The organism is Roseateles amylovorans, from assembly GCF_025398155.2.
In the GTDB taxonomy this organism is placed as follows: Bacteria; Pseudomonadota; Gammaproteobacteria; order Burkholderiales; family Burkholderiaceae_C; genus Roseateles; species Roseateles amylovorans.
On sequence record NZ_CP104562.2, the window covers coordinates 355,577 to 374,081 of the forward strand.

At 67.9% G+C, this 18,505-nt stretch carries 16 protein-coding genes; 9 read left to right on the plus strand and 7 right to left on the minus strand.

Going from position 1 to position 18,505, the window contains the following annotated elements:
- Positions 1–94: 94 nt before the first annotated feature.
- Together N4261_RS01565 and N4261_RS01570 are read left to right on the plus strand one after the other, a co-directional pair.
- Positions 95–724 (plus strand): LysE family transporter, encoded by a 630-nt coding sequence (locus N4261_RS01565; RefSeq protein ID WP_261758486.1) that lies wholly within the window; start codon positions 95–97, stop codon positions 722–724.
- 221 nt (positions 725–945) lie between these two features.
- Positions 946–1,827 carry a DMT family transporter gene (locus tag N4261_RS01570; RefSeq protein WP_261758487.1) on the plus strand — a complete coding sequence of 294 codons (882 nt, stop codon included), beginning with the start codon at positions 946–948 and terminating at the stop codon, positions 1,825–1,827.
- 97 nt (positions 1,828–1,924) lie between these two features.
- On the opposite strand, the gene N4261_RS01575 is transcribed toward N4261_RS01570, so the two are convergent.
- The 3 genes from N4261_RS01575 to alr all read right to left on the minus strand — a co-directional run bounded on the left by N4261_RS01575 (position 1,925) and on the right by alr (position 4,601).
- Positions 1,925–2,698, minus strand: coding sequence for a hypothetical protein (locus tag N4261_RS01575; RefSeq protein WP_261758488.1), 774 nt, complete (start codon positions 2,696–2,698; stop codon positions 1,925–1,927).
- A gap of 323 nt (positions 2,699–3,021) precedes the next feature.
- Positions 3,022–3,429, minus strand: coding sequence for an alternative ribosome rescue aminoacyl-tRNA hydrolase ArfB (gene arfB, locus N4261_RS01580; protein ID WP_261758489.1), 408 nt, complete (start codon positions 3,427–3,429; stop codon positions 3,022–3,024).
- A gap of 68 nt (positions 3,430–3,497) precedes the next feature.
- Positions 3,498–4,601 (minus strand): alanine racemase, encoded by a 1,104-nt coding sequence (gene alr / locus N4261_RS01585; protein ID WP_261758490.1) that lies wholly within the window; start codon positions 4,599–4,601, stop codon positions 3,498–3,500.
- 249 nt (positions 4,602–4,850) lie between these two features.
- Here alr and lplT point away from each other — a divergent pair, with 249 nt between their 5' ends.
- The gene (gene lplT, locus N4261_RS01590) at positions 4,851–6,128 is read left to right on the plus strand and encodes a lysophospholipid transporter LplT (RefSeq protein WP_261758491.1); all 1,278 of its coding nucleotides are present in this window, start codon (positions 4,851–4,853) and stop codon (positions 6,126–6,128) included.
- Positions 6,129–6,270: 142 nt separating this feature from the next.
- Here the strand turns inward: lplT and N4261_RS01595 are convergent, their stop codons facing one another.
- The gene (locus N4261_RS01595) at positions 6,271–7,209 is read right to left on the minus strand and encodes a hypothetical protein (RefSeq protein WP_261758492.1); all 939 of its coding nucleotides are present in this window, start codon (positions 7,207–7,209) and stop codon (positions 6,271–6,273) included.
- 682 nt (positions 7,210–7,891) lie between these two features.
- Between N4261_RS01595 and N4261_RS01600 the strand changes: the two genes are divergently transcribed.
- From N4261_RS01600 to N4261_RS01610, 3 genes are all read left to right on the plus strand, one after another.
- A complete protein-coding gene (locus N4261_RS01600; protein WP_261758493.1) occupies positions 7,892–8,752 on the plus strand; it encodes a DMT family transporter in 861 nt (286 codons plus the stop codon).
- 142 nt (positions 8,753–8,894) lie between these two features.
- Positions 8,895–9,383, plus strand: a complete 489-nt coding sequence (locus N4261_RS01605; RefSeq protein WP_261758494.1) for a glutathione peroxidase — start codon at positions 8,895–8,897, stop codon at positions 9,381–9,383.
- 117 nt (positions 9,384–9,500) lie between these two features.
- Positions 9,501–10,649 (plus strand): DUF2332 domain-containing protein, encoded by a 1,149-nt coding sequence (locus N4261_RS01610; protein WP_261758495.1) that lies wholly within the window; start codon positions 9,501–9,503, stop codon positions 10,647–10,649.
- 65 nt (positions 10,650–10,714) lie between these two features.
- Here the strand turns inward: N4261_RS01610 and N4261_RS01615 are convergent, their stop codons facing one another.
- Complete coding sequence (locus N4261_RS01615; protein WP_261758496.1) at positions 10,715–11,038, minus strand: putative quinol monooxygenase; 324 nt, start codon at positions 11,036–11,038, stop codon at positions 10,715–10,717.
- 382 nt (positions 11,039–11,420) lie between these two features.
- Between N4261_RS01615 and N4261_RS01620 the strand changes: the two genes are divergently transcribed.
- The gene (locus N4261_RS01620) at positions 11,421–12,695 is read left to right on the plus strand and encodes a glutamate carboxypeptidase (protein ID WP_435532096.1); all 1,275 of its coding nucleotides are present in this window, start codon (positions 11,421–11,423) and stop codon (positions 12,693–12,695) included.
- 143 nt (positions 12,696–12,838) lie between these two features.
- Here the strand turns inward: N4261_RS01620 and N4261_RS01625 are convergent, their stop codons facing one another.
- The gene (locus N4261_RS01625; protein WP_261758498.1) at positions 12,839–13,249 is read right to left on the minus strand and encodes a PaaI family thioesterase; all 411 of its coding nucleotides are present in this window, start codon (positions 13,247–13,249) and stop codon (positions 12,839–12,841) included.
- 258 nt (positions 13,250–13,507) lie between these two features.
- On the opposite strand from N4261_RS01625, the gene N4261_RS01630 reads away from it, so the two are divergent.
- Positions 13,508–14,701 (plus strand): amino acid aminotransferase, encoded by a 1,194-nt coding sequence (locus N4261_RS01630; RefSeq protein ID WP_261758499.1) that lies wholly within the window; start codon positions 13,508–13,510, stop codon positions 14,699–14,701.
- A 132-nt stretch (positions 14,702–14,833) separates the two neighbouring features.
- Here N4261_RS01630 and N4261_RS01635 read toward each other — a convergent pair whose 3' ends face one another.
- Positions 14,834–16,423, minus strand: coding sequence for a BaiN/RdsA family NAD(P)/FAD-dependent oxidoreductase (locus N4261_RS01635; RefSeq protein WP_435531994.1), 1,590 nt, complete (start codon positions 16,421–16,423; stop codon positions 14,834–14,836).
- Positions 16,424–17,199: 776 nt separating this feature from the next.
- On the opposite strand from N4261_RS01635, the gene N4261_RS01640 reads away from it, so the two are divergent.
- The gene (locus N4261_RS01640; protein WP_354005395.1) at positions 17,200–18,456 is read left to right on the plus strand and encodes a D-amino acid dehydrogenase; all 1,257 of its coding nucleotides are present in this window, start codon (positions 17,200–17,202) and stop codon (positions 18,454–18,456) included.
- Positions 18,457–18,505 lie beyond the last annotated feature (49 nt).

Here is an 18,505-nt window from a genome sequence, read left to right on the forward strand (position 1 = left end):
ATCCGATTGCAACGAATCGTCCCGAGCGCCAACCCTGACCTTCGTTGGGCGGGGGGCTGCGTGCTACAACGCCGAGTCCTGAAGGAGTCGAATCATGGAGTTTTCAGTCTGGCTGGGGTTTTTCGCGGCCTCCTGGGCCATCAGCCTGTCCCCGGGCGCGGGCGCCATTGCGGCCATGAGCGCCGGACTGAATCACGGCTTCAAGCGCGGCTACTTCACGACCTTCGGCCTGATCCTGGGCATCCTGACCCAGATCGTGCTGGTGGGTGCCGGTCTGGGCGCGGTGATCGCCGCCTCCGAACAGGCCTATCTGGTGGTCAAGTGGGCCGGCGTGGCCTACCTGGTCTATCTGGGCATCCAGCAATGGCGGGCGCCCGGCAAGCCGCTGGTGGCCCAGCAGGCCGACGGCGTGCAGGTGACCCGGTGGCAACTGGTGCTGCGCGGCTGGGGCATCAACGCCGTCAATCCCAAGGGCACGGTGTTCCTGCTGGCGGTGGTGCCGCAGTTCCTGGACCTGCATCACGGCCTGGCACCGCAGTACGGCGTGATCGCCGCCACGCTGGCGTTCACCGACGCGGTGGTCATGGCGGGTTACACCGCCCTGGCGGCACGGGTGCTGTCGGCGCTGCGGTCGGAGGCCCATCTCAAGGCGCTCAACCGGGTGTTCGGTTCGCTGTTCGTGGCGGCCGGCGCCTTGCTCGCGACCTTCAAGCGCAGCGTCTGACGCCCCCCGTCGAACAGGGTTGCCGGGAATGGCGGCCGGGTCGGGGCAGCCGGGTGACGACCGTCGAGACATGACTGCCGCGTGATGACCGCGGGGCGATGGTCAACACAGTCGGTCGCCCCCACCCGCCTCGAACCGATTGCCGATGAGGCCGCCTCAGGGCGGCCTTCGTGTTCCTTCACCTCTTTCTCGTGAGCCCGGATGGGACTCACGTCCTGATGATGTCCAACGTTTCCGACCGCTGGTTGTTCTGGGGCCCGACGCTGATCTGGGCCAGCACCTGGCATGTGATCCTGTACCAGCTCGCGTCCGGTGTGCCGGTGTTGAACTCGGTCGGCTGGCGCTTCGCCCTGGCCGCGCTGATGTTGGCGGGGCTGGCGCGGTGGCAGGGGGCGTCGCTGAAGCTGCCCGGGTCTGCCCACGGACTGATGCTGGCCACCGGCATCGTCCAGTACAGCGGCAACTATTTCTCGGTCTATGAGGCGGAGCGCCACATCCCGACCGGGCTGGTGGCGGTGCTGTTCTGCCTGATGGTGTTCGGCAATGCGTTGTCGGGTCGGGTGTTCTTCGGACAGCGGGTCTCGGCGCGCTTCCTGGGCGCGTCCGCCGGCGGGGTGGTCGGCGTGGTGATGATCTTCTGGCCGGAGATCGCCGCCACCGGCGCCCGCCCGACGGCGGCCTACGGCCTGCTGCTGGGCCTGGCTGCGGTGCTGGCCGCCTGCATCGGCAATGTGCTGACGCTCACCCTGACCCGTCGCGGCCTGGCGCTGGTGCCGGTGCTGGCGTGGAGCATGGGCTATGGCGCCGTTTTCCTGCTGCTCATGTCGGTGGTCACCGGCCAGGGGCTGCATTTCGCCTGGCAACCCAGCTACATCGCCAGCCTGCTCTACCTGTCGGTGTTCGGCTCGGTCGTGGCGTTTGTCCTGTACTTCAAGCTGGCGCAACGCCAGGGCACCGCGCGCGCGGCGCTGACCGGCGTGGTGATTCCGGTCATCGCGCTGGGCATTTCGGCCCTGCTGGAAGGGTGGCGGCCCACCGCGCTGTCGCTCGCCGGCATGGCGCTTTGTCTGGGCAGCATCTACACGGCGACGCGCCAGCGCTGAGCGCCGCCGACCGGATGACCGCAGCCGCACCCGCTGAACGCCGCGGCGTCATTCCCCGTCTCGGCGCGGGATCGCGGTCCGCTCGGCCCGGGACGGTCTAGCGGCTCTTCGACCAGCCGATCTCGCTCGCCGTCATCGAGCCGATGACCGTCTCCTTCATCCCGTTCGGGATGCGCGAAGCTGCAGGCTTGGTCGGCACCCGACCGGCCATCAGTTCCGCCCGGTCCTGCGGCAACAGCGGCGATTGATAGGGATCGGCATAGCCGTCCGGTGCGATCGGCTGCAGGGTGTACGGGTCGTACTTGTCGCTGGCGCCGAAGGTGTGCAGCGTCTCATGGGCGATGACGACCTGGTTGGGCCCTTGCTGCGCCTTGCTGGCGAAGAGATGCACCAGGCCCAGCCGGCCCTTCTCCAATCCGATGGAATGCGGCAGCGGGCCGCTGTAGTTCGGCGGGTGATACATCAGGAAGAGCTTCACATCCGGGATCGGTGAACTGGGCGGCGTCTGGCGCCAGGCCCACCAGCGCATCCGCAGGCTCCAGAAGATGGCGCTCGCCACGCCCCGGTCGCGCGGCACCGCCGGCGGCGTCGCCTGCACCCGACCGCCCAGCACGACGCGGATCGGTTGATCCAAGCCGAGGTGATAGCGCGCCGCCTGCTGGCGGAAGTAGGGCTCCAGATCGGCGAAGGCCTTCGCATCCAGGCGCTGGAGATAGTCCTCGGTCGCGCCGTCGCCGGCCGCATTGATCGGATAGAGCATCACCACCTGCGTCCGGTGCCAGGACTGCGATTGCCAACGGTTGTACAGCGCCGTGCCCGCGACGGTCGCGAGAATCACGAGCAGGATCAGGATGCGGATCGCCTTGAACATCGTTACTTCTTCCTCGATTGCCGCCGCACAGTAGCGCAACGGGTCGCGCAGGACGCGTTCACCGGTTGTCAGTCTTGTGTCCAGACCTTGCACCCTCGCCGGCAGTCCCCGCGCGGCGTGAAACTTCTCACGAATGACGACACCGAACGGGCGCTTGGATGGCCCCGTCACCCTTCAAGCGAGGGGGGCGCGAATTCGGTGTTCACGCCACATTGGCCGCCGGCAGGGGCCGTGCGCAAGGGCGGTTGGCGAGCGCCGTCGAGGGGCGGTGCGTGGTTGCGCAGGCGCGTGGGCGGGAGGGCGAGCGGACGGCCAGCCGCCGGCTACACGTCCCGCACTTTGCCGCGGCCGGCCTTGATGTCGCCCCGCAGGCTCTTGCCGGCGAGGCGGCGTTGCTGGGAGCCGCGCGTCGGCTGGGTGGGGCGCCGGACCTTGGGCGTGTGGGCCACGCTCTGCGCCAGGGCGATCAGCCGCTCGATCGCGTCGGCCCGGTTCTGCTCCTGGCTGCGCGACTCCTGGGCCTTGATGACGATCACGCCTTCGGCGGTGATGCGCTGGTCGGAGAGCGCCAGCAGGCGCTCCTTGATCACCGTGGGCAGGGTCGAGCGCCGGATGTCAAAGCGCAGATGCACCGCGCTGCTGACCTTGTTGACGTTCTGTCCCCCGGGGCCGCTGGCGCGGATCGCGCTGATCTCCACTTCCCAGTCCGCGGGCGACCAGTGCAGTTGCATGGGGCGATGTCCGGTGGGGTGGGCGAGCGGGGGGCGAGGGCAACCGGGCAGGAGGCGGACGCGAGCGCTCAGCCCAGCGTCTCGACATGCACCGGCACCCGTCGGGTGACGGCGCACATCAGTTCATAGCCGATGGTGCCGGCCGCGCGGGCGACCTCGTCGATCGGCAGCACGCCGCCGTGCGGGCCCTGGCCCCAGAGCGTGACTTCGCTGCCGACACCTTCCTGCGGCAGGCCGGTCAGGTCGACGGCGAGCATGTCCATCGACACCCGGCCGACGGTGGTGGTCCGCTGGCCGCCCACCAGTGCGGGGGTGCCGTGGCCGGCGTGGCGGGGATAGCCGTCCGCATAACCGCAGGCGACGGTGCCGATGCGCATGTCTCGGTCGGCGATGAAGGTGCTGCCATAGCCCACGCTGTCGCCGGCATGCAGATGCTGCACCGCCAGCACCTTGGAGCGCAGCGTCATCGTGGGTTTCAGGTCCCAGTGGGCGATGTCGTGCTCGGGGTAGTCCGGCGCCCCGCCGTAGCTCATGATGCCGGCGCGCACCCAGTCCGCCCGCACCGACGCGTCCGCCGCATGCCGCAGCACCGCGGCGCTGTTGCTCAGCGAGCGCTCGCCCGGCAGGTCGGCGGTGGCTTCCTGGAACACGGCCAGTTGGCGGGCGATGCCGCGCGGGCCGTCGGCATCGGAGAAGTGCGTCATCAGCGAGATCTCGTCGACCTGCGGCAAGGCGTTCAGCCGGGTCCAGGCGGCGCGGAAGGCGCTGGGCGTGAAGCCCAGGCGGTTCATGCCGCTGTTGAGCTTGAGAAAGACGCGGTGCGGCTCATGGGTCTTGTGCATCGCCAGCCAGTCGATCTGCTGTTCGTGATGCACCGCATGCCAGAGCTTCAGGCGGGAGCACAGCTCCAGATCGCGGGTTTCGAAGCAGCCTTCCAGCAGCAGGATCGGGCCGCGCCAGCCCAGGTTGCGCAGGCGCTGGGCCTCGTCCAGATCGAGCAGGGCGAAGCCGTCGGCGCTGCGCAGGGCCTCGAAGCTGTTTTCGATGCCATGGCCGTAGGCATTGGCCTTGACGATGGCGAACACCTGCGCGTCGGGGGCGCAGGCGCGTGCGCGGCGAATGTTGTGAGCCAGCGCGGGCTGGTGGATGAGCGCTTCGATCGGTCGGGGCATGGGCCGATATTGTGCCTTCAGCGTTTTGCGCAAGACCACACAGGAATTCCGAGGTCGGCGTAATCTTCCGGGTCCGACGCGGGGTGTCGGCGGGTGATTCCACCCGAGAATGTGGGATCAACTAGCACAGCCGTACTGTCCCGAGAAGGTCTGTTACGAAAACATGCGCGTGCTATAAACCCGCCGCAGCGCTGCCGACCCGAGTGGACCCCGCAGCGCATTCATCGCAGTTCCAGGTTTGTTGGGTCCATGAAAAAAGGCTTCTACACCATCATGTCAGCGCAGTTCTTCAGCTCGCTGGCTGATAACGCGTTGTTCGTGGCCGCCGTGGAAATGCTGCGCACCAACGGCTCTGCCGAATGGCAGCGAGCGGCGTTGGTGCCCATGTTCGCGTTGTTTTACGTGGTGCTGGCGCCGTTTGTCGGCGCCTTTGCCGATGCGGTGCCCAAAGGCAAAGTCATGTTCATCTCCAACACCATCAAGGTGGTGGGATGTCTGAGCATGTTGCTGGGGGTGCATCCCTTGATCGCCTATGCCATTGTCGGGCTGGGTGCAGCCGCCTATTCACCGGCCAAGTACGGCATCCTGACCGAGCTGCTGCCGCCGTCTCAACTGGTGAAGGCCAATGGCTGGATCGAGGGCCTGACCATCGCCTCCATCATCCTGGGCGCGGTGTTCGGCGGGCAACTGCTGGGCGATCGGGCCTCGGCGGTGCTGCTGAGCGTCGACATGCCGTTCATCGACACCGGCATCGACACCGCGCCGGAGGCCGCCATCGCCTTCATGGTGGTGCTCTATTTCATTGCCGCGCTGTTCAATCTGCGCATTCCCCGTACTGATTCGCCGCTGCAGCCGATCGCCCACAACGCGGTGGACCTGGTGCGTGAGTTTGCTTCCTGCAATTCCCGGCTGTGGAACGACAAGCTGGGCCAGATCTCGCTGGGCATGACCACGCTGTTCTGGGGGGTCTCCGGCAACATGCGCTACATCGTGTTCGCCTGGGCCGCTGCGGCGCTGGGCTACGGCACGACCCAGGCATCGGCGCTGGCCGGCGTGGTGGCGATCGGGACCGCCGTCGGCGCGGTGGTGGCCTCGATGACGGTGCGACTGGATCGCGCCACCGATGTCATCCCGCTGGGCATTGCGATGGGCCTGCTGATGCTGGTGCTGAACTTCATCCACGAGCTGTGGCTGGCGGTGCCGTTCCTGATCCTGCTGGGCGGTGTCGGCGGTTACCTGGTGGTGCCGATGAATGCGCTGCTGCAGCATCGCGGGCACAACCTGATGGGGGCCGGCCGGTCGATCGCCGTGCAGAACTTCAACGAACAGGCCTGCATCCTGGGCCTGGGCGCGCTGTACACGATGCTGACCCGCTTCGGCACCTCCGCCTTCGGCTCGATCACCATCTTCGGCCTGCTGATCGCCGCGACCATGTGGGTGATCGGACGCTGGCACAAGCACAACCTGCGGGACCATCGCGAGGAGCTGGATCGGTTGCTGTCGATCGCGCGCAGCGACAAGCACTGACCGATCCGGCGCCCCGGCGCCTCGGCGAGACATCCCGCCGGAATGAAACAACGGCCCCCGAGGGGGCCGTTGTGCGTTGTGGTGTGGGCGAGGGCGCGGGCGAGGACTCACCCGGTCTGGCGCGCCTTCGCGCCGGTGTGTTTCAGCGACGGCGCTCGCGGCCTTTGGTCGGGGAGTCCACGAACAACCCGCCGGTGGTCAGCACCCGTTCGATGTGCTCGGACCAGGCCCGACCGATCTTGAAGCAGCCGCTGTGGTTGAGATGGATTTCGTTGTGCCAGTCGCCGCTGATGCCGCTGGCGCCGGCGGCCGCCGGTGCGAGCGGGACGGCGGTGGAATCGAACACGAACAGGCCGGGGAACTGTTCCTTGTCGGCCATCAGCGACTTCAGGAACTGGGCCAGATGCATCACCATCAGCCGGCTGACGGCGGCCCAGTCGGCGGCCGGAATCGCATAGGCCTTCAAGGCCGGGTAGAGCCACGGGCCATGGCCTGCATCCTCGGCGCCGGCCGGACGGGGCACCGGCACGGCATAGCAGTGCATGAAGACCGGCTTGCGTGCCGACGGACCCTGGTCACGCAAGGTGAGCAGATGCCGCAGGTTGGCCTTCAGGTATTCGGCGTAGGTGGCCCAGCCGGGTTCGGAGAAGTAACGGCCGACGCCGGCGGAGGGCGGACCCCATTCGGTCTGCCGGCGCAGCAGGCGCAGGTGCAGCGGGACGTCCTCGCCGTCGATCTGACCGGGGGTCTGGGCGGCCTTGATCAGGTCATTGCCGCCCACGGACAGCAGCACGCCGTCCCAGACCGGGGCGTTCGGGCCGGTGAGCAGCTCGACGAAGTCGGGCGCGGATTCCAGTTCCACCAGCCGGGCCAGGCTTTCGCTCTGGCCGGCGCAGTTGACCGCTGCGGCGGGCTTGGACAGCACCAGTTCCTGAAGCAGGTTGGCATGCGCGCTGAGCTTGGCCTGGGCGGTGGAGAACCAGGAGTCGCCTTGGGCCAGCAGGCGCCAGTGATAGGCCTGCAGGTCGGGCGCCTGGGCGGACCGCAAATCTTCCGGGGCGAAACAGGCCAGGTGATCCAAGAGATGCTCCCTAGTTACGGACGGACGGAGGTCCGGCCGGCCTGACCGAGGTCAGGCGATGTGCGATGTCGATGTACGGCAACGATATCCGACGATCAGCGGGCAGGCCAGGGAATCTCTGCATCACACCGCAACGGCCGTTGGGCGTGATGCCGCGCTCCCCCCCGGCGCCCTGATTGAAGGGCAGGGTCAGGCCTTGCGCCATGCTATAAACCCCCGCCATTGTTGAGCGGGTTTCAAGAGACTTCCAAGCCTTTGACACCCGAATGCCTCACTAAATCAAGCGTCCGCCCTGCGATCGGATTGTTGCGCGGAGCCCACCGCGCACGAACGGTTCTGCCCGGTCGTCGTGTCGCCGCTTGAAGTGGCATGACGCATGGGCCGAAGCCGTCTGCCGATGGTCGTCGGCCGTCTGTGCGCTGCGCCTTGTTTTCTGCGCTCTGCCGTCCGTGCGCCCTCCGCCTGACATCGGTTCGCGTTGCCATCCGCATCGAGTGGCCAAGACGTCGGGGCGCCGTGGGCTTTCCGTTCGCCACCGGCGCGCGCTGCCGCCTGTTGTGATCAGTTGTCGGTGATCGCCTGGCCAGACCCGGCCTGTCGACGCCCTCGCGGCGGTTGTCTGCCGGGAGGGCTTGTTCGTTTTTCGTCGTCCGCTGTCCCTCGTCCCTCGCCCTGCCTGCCCATGCCCGTTGTCTGTCTGATGTTCAATGCCCTGGTGTGGGGGCTTTCCTGGTGGCCGTTCCGTCAGTTCGAGGCGGCCGGTCTGCATCCGCTGTGGACCACGGTCATCCTGTATACGCTCTCTTGGGTGGTTGTGCTTGCCAGTCAGCGGGGCGCGGCCAGGGAAATGCTGCGATCGCCCGGTCTGTGGCTGGTGCTGCTCGCGGCCGGGACCACCAATACCGCCTTCAATTGGGGCGTGGCCACCGGGGATGTCGTCCGGGTGGTGCTGCTGTTCTATCTCATGCCCCTTTGGGCGGTGCTGCTGGCGCGGCTGATCCTGGGCGAGCCGCTGACGGCCCTGGCCGGCCTGCGCATCCTGCTGGCGCTGGGCGGGGCGCTGGCGGTGCTGGCGCCCGCCGACGGCGGTTGGCCGCTGCCGTCCTCCCTGGCGGACGGTCTGGGACTGTTGGGCGGGCTGACCTTTGCTTTCAACAACGTCATGCTGCGCCGGGAGGCGGCCCGCAGCCCCGGCGCGCGGGCCCTGGCGATGTTCACCGGCGGCGTCCTGGTGGCGGGCGCCTCGGCCCTGGTCATGGTCGGGCGTGGGCTGGTGGCCTGGCCGTCGCTGCCGGCGCCGATCTGGTTGATCCCGCTGGTGGGGATGGCGTTGCTGTTCTTCGCCTCCAATCTGTCCCTGCAATACGGTGCCGCCCGCCTGCCGGCCAATGTCACGGCGGTGGTGATGCTGACCGAAGTGCCGGTTGCGGCGCTCTCGGCGCTTTGGCTGGGCGGCGGTTCGCTGGACCTGAAGACCGCCATCGGCGGTCTGGCGATCGTGGCCGCGGCCATGCTGGCGGCCATGGAGCGGCGGCGCGGTTGAGCCCCATGGCCTCCGCGACCCGCCGGGCGGGCGCCGGCGGCCCGGTGCCGGGTCGTGCGTTGTGACACATTGACGCGATGGGTTCCCACGGCGGAACCTGCCGTCGCGCTAGGATGCGCCGACATCTCAATGGAGGAGCCTCATGAGCCAGACAGCTTTCGACTTCGATGCAGTGAGCATCAGTGGCGAGCCGGTCTCGCTGTCGCAGTACCGGGGGCGTGTGCTGCTGGTGGTGAACACGGCCAGCGAATGTGGATTCACCCCGCAGTTCAAGGGGCTGGAAGAGCTTTGGCGTGATTTCCAGGCCCGCGGGCTGATGATCGTCGGCTTTCCCAGCAATGAATTCGGCGGCCAGGATCCGGGCTCGAATGAAGAGATCGCGTCCTTTTGCCAACTGAATTACGGCGTCAGCTTCCCGATGATGGGCAAGACCAAGGTCAACGGCGCCGAGGCCCATCCGCTGTGGAAGTGGCTCAAGGGCGAGAAGCCCGGCATCCTCGGCACCCAGGCGATCAAATGGAACTTCACCAAATTCCTGGTGGGCCGGGATGGTCAGGTGATCCGCCGTTACGCCCCCAACGACTCGCCGGCCTCCATCCGGTCCGACATCGAAGCCGCACTGGCCGCCTGAGCCACCGCCGGGCGTGATCAAGCCGGTGGAGCGCCGCTGCGGCGTGCCATGGGCTCGCAGGTCGTTCCGTCGGTCTGCCGGACGACTGCATCCTCGGTTGCAGACCTGGATCTCCCCATGGCCGTTGACGCTGTCGATCGCGAGACGCTGCTGAAGGCGCTCGCCCACCGATTCACCCGTTTTGCCGAGATTGACGGCCGGGACGATCCGCTCTACGTGGCGCTGGCCACAGCCATTGCGTCCGACGTCGCGCTGACCGCTTTGCTGGCCGAGGCACCGGCAACTCAGCACCTGCCGGTGCTGCTGCTGGCTGCCTTGCATGACCGGGTGCTGGCGGGCACGGCCCATCCGCTGGCGGCGTATTACGCCAGTGTCGGCGGCACCCGTGCGCCGGATGCCGAGTTGCCGGCGCTGTTGAAGGATTTCGTCGGTCGCGAATCGAGCGCGCTGCTCACGCTGCTGCGCACCCGCACCACGCAAACCAATGAGATCGGGCGCTGCGCGGTCCTGCGACCGGCGCTGCAGGCTCTGGCCGTTCGGCTGGGTGGCCGCCCGGAGGCGCCGAGTGCGCTGGCCTTGTTCGACTTCGGCTGCAGCGCCGGCCTGAACCTGGGGGTGGACCGCTACGCCTATGACGACGGGATCGCGCCGGTGGAGGGCGATGCCAGCGGCGACGTGGCGCCACCGGTGATTCGCAGCGAATGGCGCGGTGCGCCGCCGCAGTCTCTACCGGGACCGCGGGCGTGGACGGTCTCGCATCGCCATGGCGTCGATCTGTTTCCGATCGATCCCGCGGACGAGGCGGCCACCCGGTGGCTGCGTGCTTGCCTCTGGCCCGGGGACGCGGCCCGCCGCGCCCGGCTGGACGGGGCGCTGGCACTGGCACGGCGCTATCCGGCGCCGCTGGTGCGCAGCGACGACGGCTTGACGGTGCTGGAGCGCTGGCTCGATACCTTGCCGTCGGGCGTGCAACCCGTGCTCTTCAATGTCTGGGTGCTGGCCTATTTCGATCCGGAGGGCTGGCGCCGCCACCTGGATCGCATCGAACGGCTGGTCCGCGCGCGCGGCCTGGCCTGGATCAGTGGGGAGATGGGCAAGCTCGCGCCCCTGTCCGACGTGCCGGCCAGCCCGCCGGGCGAATCGCCCCACAGCGCGACCTTGTGGACCCTGCAATGGCGATCTCCGGCCGGGCTGCGCACCGAGGCGTTGGCCTGGTCGCATCCGCATGGGCGGTGGATCGAGTGGCTGGACCGTCCCGCGGCCTGACATCAGCGGGCTGGGCGACGCGGGCTTGATCGGACCGCGCGGCCGTCCGCCGTGTGAACCGGCCGTCAGCCGACGGGCGTCAACTTCACCAGCCGGGGCGGCTCGACCATCAGGGTGTCGATCCGGGCCGCGAAGCTCTGGAAATGCGGCGTGGCGAAGTGCGTATCGAGGGCCGCCTGGTCCGCGAACGACTCGCGCATGTAGAAGGTGCCGGGTTCGTCCGCGAGTTCGAACAGGCGGTAGTCCAGGCAGCCGGGCTCGGCGTGGGTGGGTTCGATCAGCGCGGTCAGGGCTTGGCGCAGCGCGTCGCGCTGGCCGGGGCGGGCGATCAGGACGGCGATCATGGTGAGGGCGGTGGCAGGCGGTGCGGCGGGGATCCGGGTGTTCATATCCGTGGCTTTCAAGCAGGGCAAAAGGGGCCGTCCGGAGGATCGGGAAGGTCGCGGACGGCGGTGAACCGTCGACGTGCTCCCGGGCGGCAGCGACATCGAGCCGCCGATGCTAGGCAGATCGGACGGTCCGAAACACCCCGGCACGCCGGAAACTCTTTCAAGCGCAGACGATGAGCGGGTTCGTCGATAGGATCATCCCCTCCTTTGCTTGAGCGCCCTGCGGCGCGCCCTGAAGACCATGAACCGTCCGACGATGCTGCTGCCCAAACGACGTCGGAGCGCAGCGCCGAAACCGTGGCACCCGATCCACGCGATCCGTGCGTTCCATGTGCTGAAGCCGTTGATTGCACGCCAGGCATTGCGCCCAGTCGGCCTGGTCATGGCGATGGCGGCGGCGACCAGCCTGGCGCCAGTAGGTGCACAGACCCTGCCGGAATGGCAGGCGCTGGCCGCCCGCGAGCAGCCGGCGCTGCTCAAGACCTTGCAGCAGCTGGTGGAGATCGAATCCGGCAGTGCCGACCGGGAGGGCCTGGACCGCATCGCGGCGGTGGTGGCGCAGCGGCTGCGCGAGCTTGGCGGTCAGGTCGAGCTGCTTGAACCCGGCGCCGAGGTGTACCGGATGTTCGACACGCCGGAGAAGATCGGTCCGATGGTCAAGGCGCGCTTCCAGGGCCGCGGCGGTCGCCGGGTGATGCTGATTGCGCACATGGACACCGTCTATCCCCGCGGCATGCTGGCGCAGCAACCCTTCCGCATCGAAGGCACACGGGCCTACGGCCTGGGCATCGCCGACGACAAGCAGGGTGTGGCGATGATCCTGCATCTGCTGGCGCTGCTGAAGGCGGTCGATTTCCGCGACTACGGCGAAATCACCGTGCTGATCAACGGCGACGAGGAGATCAGCTCACCCGCCTCGCGCCACACGATCACCGCGCTGGGCGCCGAGCACGATGCGGTGCTGTCCTTCGAGGGCGGCGGCGGTCCGGCCGGTCCCGACACCCTGCGCCTGGCCACCAGCGGCATTGCCGCCGCGAATCTCACGGTCAAGGGCCGAGCCTCTCATGCGGGCGCTGCGCCGGAGAAGGGCGTCAACGCGCTGTACGAGCTGTCGCACCAGGTGCTGCAGGCGCGAGATCTGTCCGATCCCAAGGTCGGCAAACAGCTGCATTGGACGGTGTCGAAATCCGGCACGGTGCGCAATGTGATTCCGGCGCTGGCCGAGGCCTCGGCCGATGTGCGGGTAGACCGGGTGTCGGACTTTGAGGGCATCGAGGCCGAGCTGCGCAAGCGCATCCAGAACAAGCTGCTGCCCGAGTCCGAGGTGTCCTTGAACTTCGAGCGTCGGCGTCCGCCGCTGCAGGCGAGCGACGCCGCTCGGGCGCTGGCCACCCAGGCCCAGGCGCTGGCGGCCCAGCAGAAGCTGGACCTGCAGGTCCGGGATGTGCCCACCGGCGGCGGCACCGATGCGGCCTTTGCCGCCTTGGCCACCCAGGCCCCGGTGATCGAGGGGCTGGGCGTGCGCGGCTACGGCGCGCACAGCAACAACGCGGAATACGTTCAGGTGGACGCGATCGCGCCCAAGCTGGTGCTGGCCACCCGGCTGGTCATGGCGATCGGCAGTGGGCAGGCCTTGCCGGCGGCCGCGAAGCCCTGACGGCAAGGACCGCGGCAGGACCTGACCCCAGGCCTGCGCCAAGACCTACCCCGGACCGGTGCCAAGACCTACCCCAGTGCCGATGCCCGCATCGGCATCCGGTCGCACCGGGAGGGCGGACCGCCACAGGGCTTGCGCCCCGCTCAGGCCGCTTTCGGGTACAGGACCATCTGGGTGCAGCGGAACAGCGCGATCGTCTTGCCGTTGTGGGTCACCACCGCGTCCCAGACCTGGGTGGTGCGACCCAGATGGACGGCGGTGGCGCGGCATTCGATGACGCCGTCGCGGGCGGTGCCCAGGTGGTTGGATTTCAGCTCGACGGTGGTGAAGTTCTGCGCGCCGTCGGGCAGGCTGGCGATGCAGCCGTAGCCGCAGCAGGTATCGGCCAAGGTGACCACGCTGCCGGCATGCAGGAAGCCGTTGGGTGCCATCACGGCCTGGCGCACCGGCAGCCGTGCGAAGACCTGGCCCTTGGTCACCTCCACGATCTCGATGCCCATGTGGCCGGGCAGGCAGGCGGCGCCGCGTGCGTTGAATTCGTCGTTGCTCAGCATGAAATCCTCTGGATCCTCTCTCGATGAGGCGATGTGTCTCGTGGACGTCCGGTGGACCTCTTGTGGATGTCTCGTGGACGTGCAGGGAAAGACGGCCGATGGCGCAGCGGCGGTCGATCTGGTGGAGCGACCGTGCCCTGCGAGCCCGATGCCGTGAAGGCATGGACCTCGGCCGAGGCGGCATTCTCGATGCTGCACCACCGGCCCGTCGAGGTGGGGATAATGGACGCGGCCTTTTGTGAGTCCTGGAGTTCCCCCATGTTCCAACACGTCGATGCCTACCCGGGCGATCCCATCCTCAGCCTGAACGAAGCCTTCCAGAAGGATCCGCGGACCGGCAAGATCAATCTGTCGATCGGCATCTACTTCGATGACGAGGGGCGGATCCCGATGCTGGACTCGGTCCGCCGGGCCGAGCTGGCGGTGGTGGAACAAGCCGGTGCGCGGCCCTATCTGCCGATGGAAGGCGCCGCGAACTTCCGCACCGAGGTGCAGAAACTGCTCTTCGGTGCCGACAGCGAGGCGCTGCGCGCCAACCGCATCGCCACCATCCAGGGCGTGGGCTCATCGGGCGGGCTGAAGGTCGGCGCGGACTTCATCAAGCGCTATTTCCCCGACAGCGCGCTCTATCTCTCCGACCCCACCTGGGACAACCATCGCGCGGTGTTCGAAGGCTCCGGTCTGGAATGCCGCACCTATCCCTATTACGACGCCGCCACCGGCGGCCTGCGCTTTGACGACATGCTGCAGGCCCTGCGCGAGGCGCCGGCGCGCAGCGTGGTGCTGCTGCATGCGTGCTGCCACAACCCGACCGGTGTGGACCTGACGCAGCTGCAATGGGATGCACTGATTCCGGTGCTGCGCGAGCGCGAACTGATCGCCTTCCTCGACCTGGCCTACCAGGGCTATGGCGACGGCCTGGAGACCGACACCTTCGCCATTCGGGCGCTGACGCAGGCGGGGCTGAGCTTCTTCGTCGCCAACAGCTTCTCCAAGAACATGAGCCTGTACGGCGAGCGTTGCGGCGCGCTGTCGGTGGTGTGTCCGGATGCGGCGCAGGCAGCGAATGTGCTGGGCCAGCTGAAGTTCACCATCCGCCGCAACTATTCCAATCCGCCGATGCATGGCGGCCAGGTCGTGGCCCGGGTGCTGAGCGACCCGGCATTGCGCACGCTGTGGGAGGGCGAGGTCGAGGAAATGCGCGAGCGCATCCTGGCGATGCGCAATTCGCTGTTCGAGGTGCTGAGCGCCAAGCTGCCCGGCCGCAACTTCGACTACTTCCTGACCCAGCGCGGCATGTTCAGCTACACCGGCCTGACGCCGGCGCAGGTCGACCGCCTGCGCGAGGAGTTCGGAGTCTATGTGCTGCGCAGCGGCCGGATGTGCGTGGCGGGCCTGAACACCCGCAATGTGGAAGCCACCGCGAACGCGATGGCGGCCGTCCTGGGCTGATCGGGCCGATCCGCCTATTGCGCTGATCGGGCCAATCCGGCCGTTGGGCTCAGCGGGCCAATCCGGCTCAGCGGGCAGATCGGCGCCTACCGGCGAATCGCGGGCGTCCCGCGTCGGCAGGCGTGATCCCGGTCAGACGTATTGCGCGGCCGCATAGGCCGAGGCCCAGGCCCACTGGAAGTTGAAGCCGCCCAGGTGCCCGCTGACATCGAGCACCTCGCCGATGAAGTACAGGCCCGGGGACTTCAACGACTCCATCGTCTTGGACGACACCTCCTTGGTGTCGACGCCGCCCAACGTCACCTCGGCGGTGCGGTAGCCCTCGGTGCCGGCGGGCACGACCTGCCAGTCGGTCAGCCGGGTGGCGATGTCTTCCATCTCGGCGTGCGTCAGCTGCTTGATCGGCTTGGAGACGAACCATTGCTCGGACAGCAGCGTGGCCATCTTCTTGGTGAACAGCTCACCGAGCAGCGTCTTGAGTTCCGCATTCGGCCGGTCATTGCGTTGCTGGGCCAGCCATTGCGGCACGTCCAGGTCGGGCAGCAGGTTGATGTGCACCGTCTCGCCGGGCAGCCAGTAGGACGAAATCTGCAGGATCGCCGGACCGCTCAGGCCGCGGTGGGTGAACAGGATGTTCTCTCGGAAATGCTTGCCGTTGCAGCTCACCAGGCAATCCACCGAGGTGCCGGACAGCTCGGTGCACAGCGCCTTGAGCTGGTCGGTGATGGTGAAGGGCACCAGACCCGCCCGGGTGGCCAGCACCTGGTGGCCGAACTGGCGGGCCACCTGGTAGCCGAAACCGGTCGCGCCCATGGTCGGAATCGACAGGCCGCCGGTGGCGATGACCAGCGACTCCGCACGGACGGGGCCGGCGCTGGTCTGAAGCAGATAGGCGTGGGCGGCTTTGGCCGGAGCCATCGACTCGTCCTTGCGCCGGCTCTTCTTCGAGCCCTTCTTCTTGCTTCCTGGATGGCCTTGGCTGCCCTGGCCCCCTTCGCCTTCCCCTTCCCCTTCGCCGCCGCCTTCGGCCTGCGACCCTGCGGTGGCCTGCACCTGCGCGTCGCCGCTGTTGCGGAGGTGCTGTTCGACAGCGCCATTCCGATCAGCGATGGCAGCCCCGGTGTCACCAGCGGCGGCGACCCGAGCCGTCGACGCGCTGGCGACCTGTGCCGCCAGACCCTCAGCGCCTGAGGCTGACGCGGTGCCTGTCGCGGTGACAGAGGCGGGTTCGGTCAGGTCGATGCCGGCTGGCGGGAGGTCGATCCGCTCGAGCTGTTCGATCGAGGTGTTCAGCATCAGGCGTGCGCCGGCGGCCTCGCACTCCTTGAGCAGCATGTTGAGAATGTCGACCGACTTGTTGTCGCAGAACAGCTGCCCCAGCTTCTTCTCGTGGTACTTCACGCCATGCTTGTTCACCAGCGCGATGAAGTCCCACTGGGTGTAGCGGGCCAGGGCCGACTTGCAGAAATGCGGGTTCTGCGAGAGGAAATTCGCGGGCTCGGTATAGAGATTGGTGAAATTGCAGTTGCCGCCCCCGGACATCAGGATCTTCTTGCCGGCCTTGTTGGCATGGTCGAGGATCAACACCCGGCGTCCGCGACCTGCGGCCTGCAGCGCACACATCAGCCCTGCGGCGCCAGCGCCCAGCACCACCACATCCCACGCCTGCGGCGTCACCGACTGATCCATCGTTCCATCCACCTCATCCACCTTCTTCTCCACGCTCCAGTCATCCGGAGCTTGCCTTGCGGGCGCGGCAGCTTAACGCACGGGCCGTGCAGACCCTGTGCAAATGTCCGGGAAACGCCGCTTGCGCGGGTGAATGGGTCGGCGGCCCTGTGACCCACGCTCACGCTCACCTCCACCTCCACCTCCACCTCCACCTCCACCTCCACCCCCACCTCCACCCCCACCCTTCAACGTCAACGTCAACGTCAACGTCAACGTCAACGTCAACACCCACATCCCGCATCCCGCATCCGACGACCGACGACCAACGACCGATAGCCGATAGCCGACAGCCGACAGCCGACAGCCGACAGCGGCAGGCAGGCGGGCAGGCGGGGGGATGACAGGCGGCGTGCGGTGGTGCTGGGCTGTGTGAGGGTGGGTTGGTGGTGGGGGCACGGTGTGTCGGGACGGGCAAGCGGGCGGCGCCTGGAGCGAGTGCGGAGCGTCCGAGCGGAGGGCGCTGCCCGCTTGCCTGTCTGTGCTCGGTGGACCGCACTCGGTCGTCGGTTGTCTTGCAGCGGGGCAACGGAGCAACAACCAACAGGCAACAGGCAACAACCAACAGGCAACGGGCAACGGGGCTCCATCCTCCGCCCGTTCCGCTCAACCGATCCGCCGAAAGCGAAGCGGCATTGACGCGCCACGCCGACGCCGGAATCCCAGAACGCCCACGAACCGATTCGCTTGAGTTATGGGAAGCGCCCGCCGTTTCATTGGCTCGTGCTGACCTGAATCCTTACGCTGCGGGGCAGTCCAGAAACAGTGCCGTGGGGATGAAACAGCTTGTCGTGATCGGTGGTGGCGTGATTGGCGTCACCACGGCGTGGGCCTTGGCGGAGGCCGGTCACCGGGTGACCTTGGTGGAGCGTGAGCCTGCGCTGGCCGAGGGCGCCAGCCGTGCCAATGGGGGGCAGCTCAGCTATCGGTATGTGTCGCCGCTGGCTGATGCGGGCGTGCCGTTGAAGGCCTTGGGTTGGTTGCTGGATCCGGAAGGCCCGCTGCGCTTCAAGCTGGACGGCACCCTGGCGCAATGGCGCTGGCTGGGCGCCTTCCTGGCGCGCTGTCGCGGAGCGGTGAATCGCCGCACCACCGATCAACTGCTCGCGCTGGGCGCCTACAGCCAGCATTGCTTTGGCGAATTCCAGCAGCGTGCCGAGTTGGATGCCATCGCACTGCGCTCGCCGGGCAAGCTGGTGGTGTATCGCCGCGCCGCCGAGTTCGAGCAGGTCGCGCGGCGTACTCTGGCGGGCGGGCCGGAACGCGCTTTGACCCGCGAGGAGTGCCTGGCCTTGGAGCCCGCGCTGGCCGATGGCGGCAAGGACTGGCTGGCCGGCGGCATCTTCACCGCCGGAGAGGCGGTGGCGGATTGCCATGCGCTGTGCCTGCAGTTGGGCGAGCGGCTGCGGGAGCATCCGAACTTCCAGGGCTGGGTCCATGCCCAGGCCCAGGACTTCGTGCAGGAGGGCGATCGCGTCGTCGCCCTGCGGACCTCGCGCGGGGAACTCGGCGCCGCCGGCTTCGTGCTGGCGGCGGGCCTGCAGAGTAAGGCGCTGGCTGCGCCGTTGGGCATCCGGTTGCCGCTGTATCCGCTCAAGGGTTACAGCCTGTCGGCGCCGATCGAGGCCCGTCATCGACCCCCCACTGTCAGCGTGACCGACTTCGAGCGCAAGACGCTTTATGCCCGCATCGGCGAGCAACTCCGGGTGGCGGCGATGGTGGATCTGGTGGGTGAGAACACCGCCATCGATCCACGCCGGTTGGCCGCGCTGCACCGCAATGTGCGCGCCACTTTCCCGCAGGCGGCGGACTATGACCGCGCCATTCCCTGGGCGGGTCTGCGTCCGGCCACGCCCAGCGGTGCCCCGATGCTGGGTGCAACGCCGTTGCGCGGGCTGTGGCTGAACGTCGGCCATGGCGCTTTGGGTTTTACCTTCTCCTTCGGTTCGGCGAGGATCCTCGCGGAGCTGATGTCCGATCGCGCCAGCCCGATCGACCTGACCGGCCTGGAACTGCGCGCGGCCTGAGCCCCACCGGCGATGATGCGGGACCTTGCGCCGCATGAGCCGCATGGAT

Coding starts and splice junctions, on each gene's coding strand:
- lplT (WP_261758491.1), top strand. CDS start 4,851: ATGAAAAAAGGCTTCTACACCATCATGTCAGCGCAGTTCTTCAGCTCG.
- N4261_RS01605 (WP_261758494.1), top strand. CDS start 8,895: ATGAGCCAGACAGCTTTCGACTTCGATGCAGTGAGCATCAGTGGCGAG.
- N4261_RS01570 (WP_261758487.1), top strand. CDS start 946: ATGTCCAACGTTTCCGACCGCTGGTTGTTCTGGGGCCCGACGCTGATC.
- N4261_RS01620 (WP_435532096.1), top strand. CDS start 11,421: ATGGCGATGGCGGCGGCGACCAGCCTGGCGCCAGTAGGTGCACAGACC.
- N4261_RS01565 (WP_261758486.1), top strand. CDS start 95: ATGGAGTTTTCAGTCTGGCTGGGGTTTTTCGCGGCCTCCTGGGCCATC.
- alr (WP_261758490.1), bottom strand. CDS start 4,601: ATGCCCCGACCGATCGAAGCGCTCATCCACCAGCCCGCGCTGGCTCAC.
- N4261_RS01615 (WP_261758496.1), bottom strand. CDS start 11,038: ATGAACACCCGGATCCCCGCCGCACCGCCTGCCACCGCCCTCACCATG.
- N4261_RS01610 (WP_261758495.1), top strand. CDS start 9,501: ATGGCCGTTGACGCTGTCGATCGCGAGACGCTGCTGAAGGCGCTCGCC.
- N4261_RS01625 (WP_261758498.1), bottom strand. CDS start 13,249: ATGCTGAGCAACGACGAATTCAACGCACGCGGCGCCGCCTGCCTGCCC.
- N4261_RS01600 (WP_261758493.1), top strand. CDS start 7,892: ATGCCCGTTGTCTGTCTGATGTTCAATGCCCTGGTGTGGGGGCTTTCC.
- arfB (WP_261758489.1), bottom strand. CDS start 3,429: ATGCAACTGCACTGGTCGCCCGCGGACTGGGAAGTGGAGATCAGCGCG.
- N4261_RS01630 (WP_261758499.1), top strand. CDS start 13,508: ATGTTCCAACACGTCGATGCCTACCCGGGCGATCCCATCCTCAGCCTG.
- N4261_RS01575 (WP_261758488.1), bottom strand. CDS start 2,698: ATGTTCAAGGCGATCCGCATCCTGATCCTGCTCGTGATTCTCGCGACC.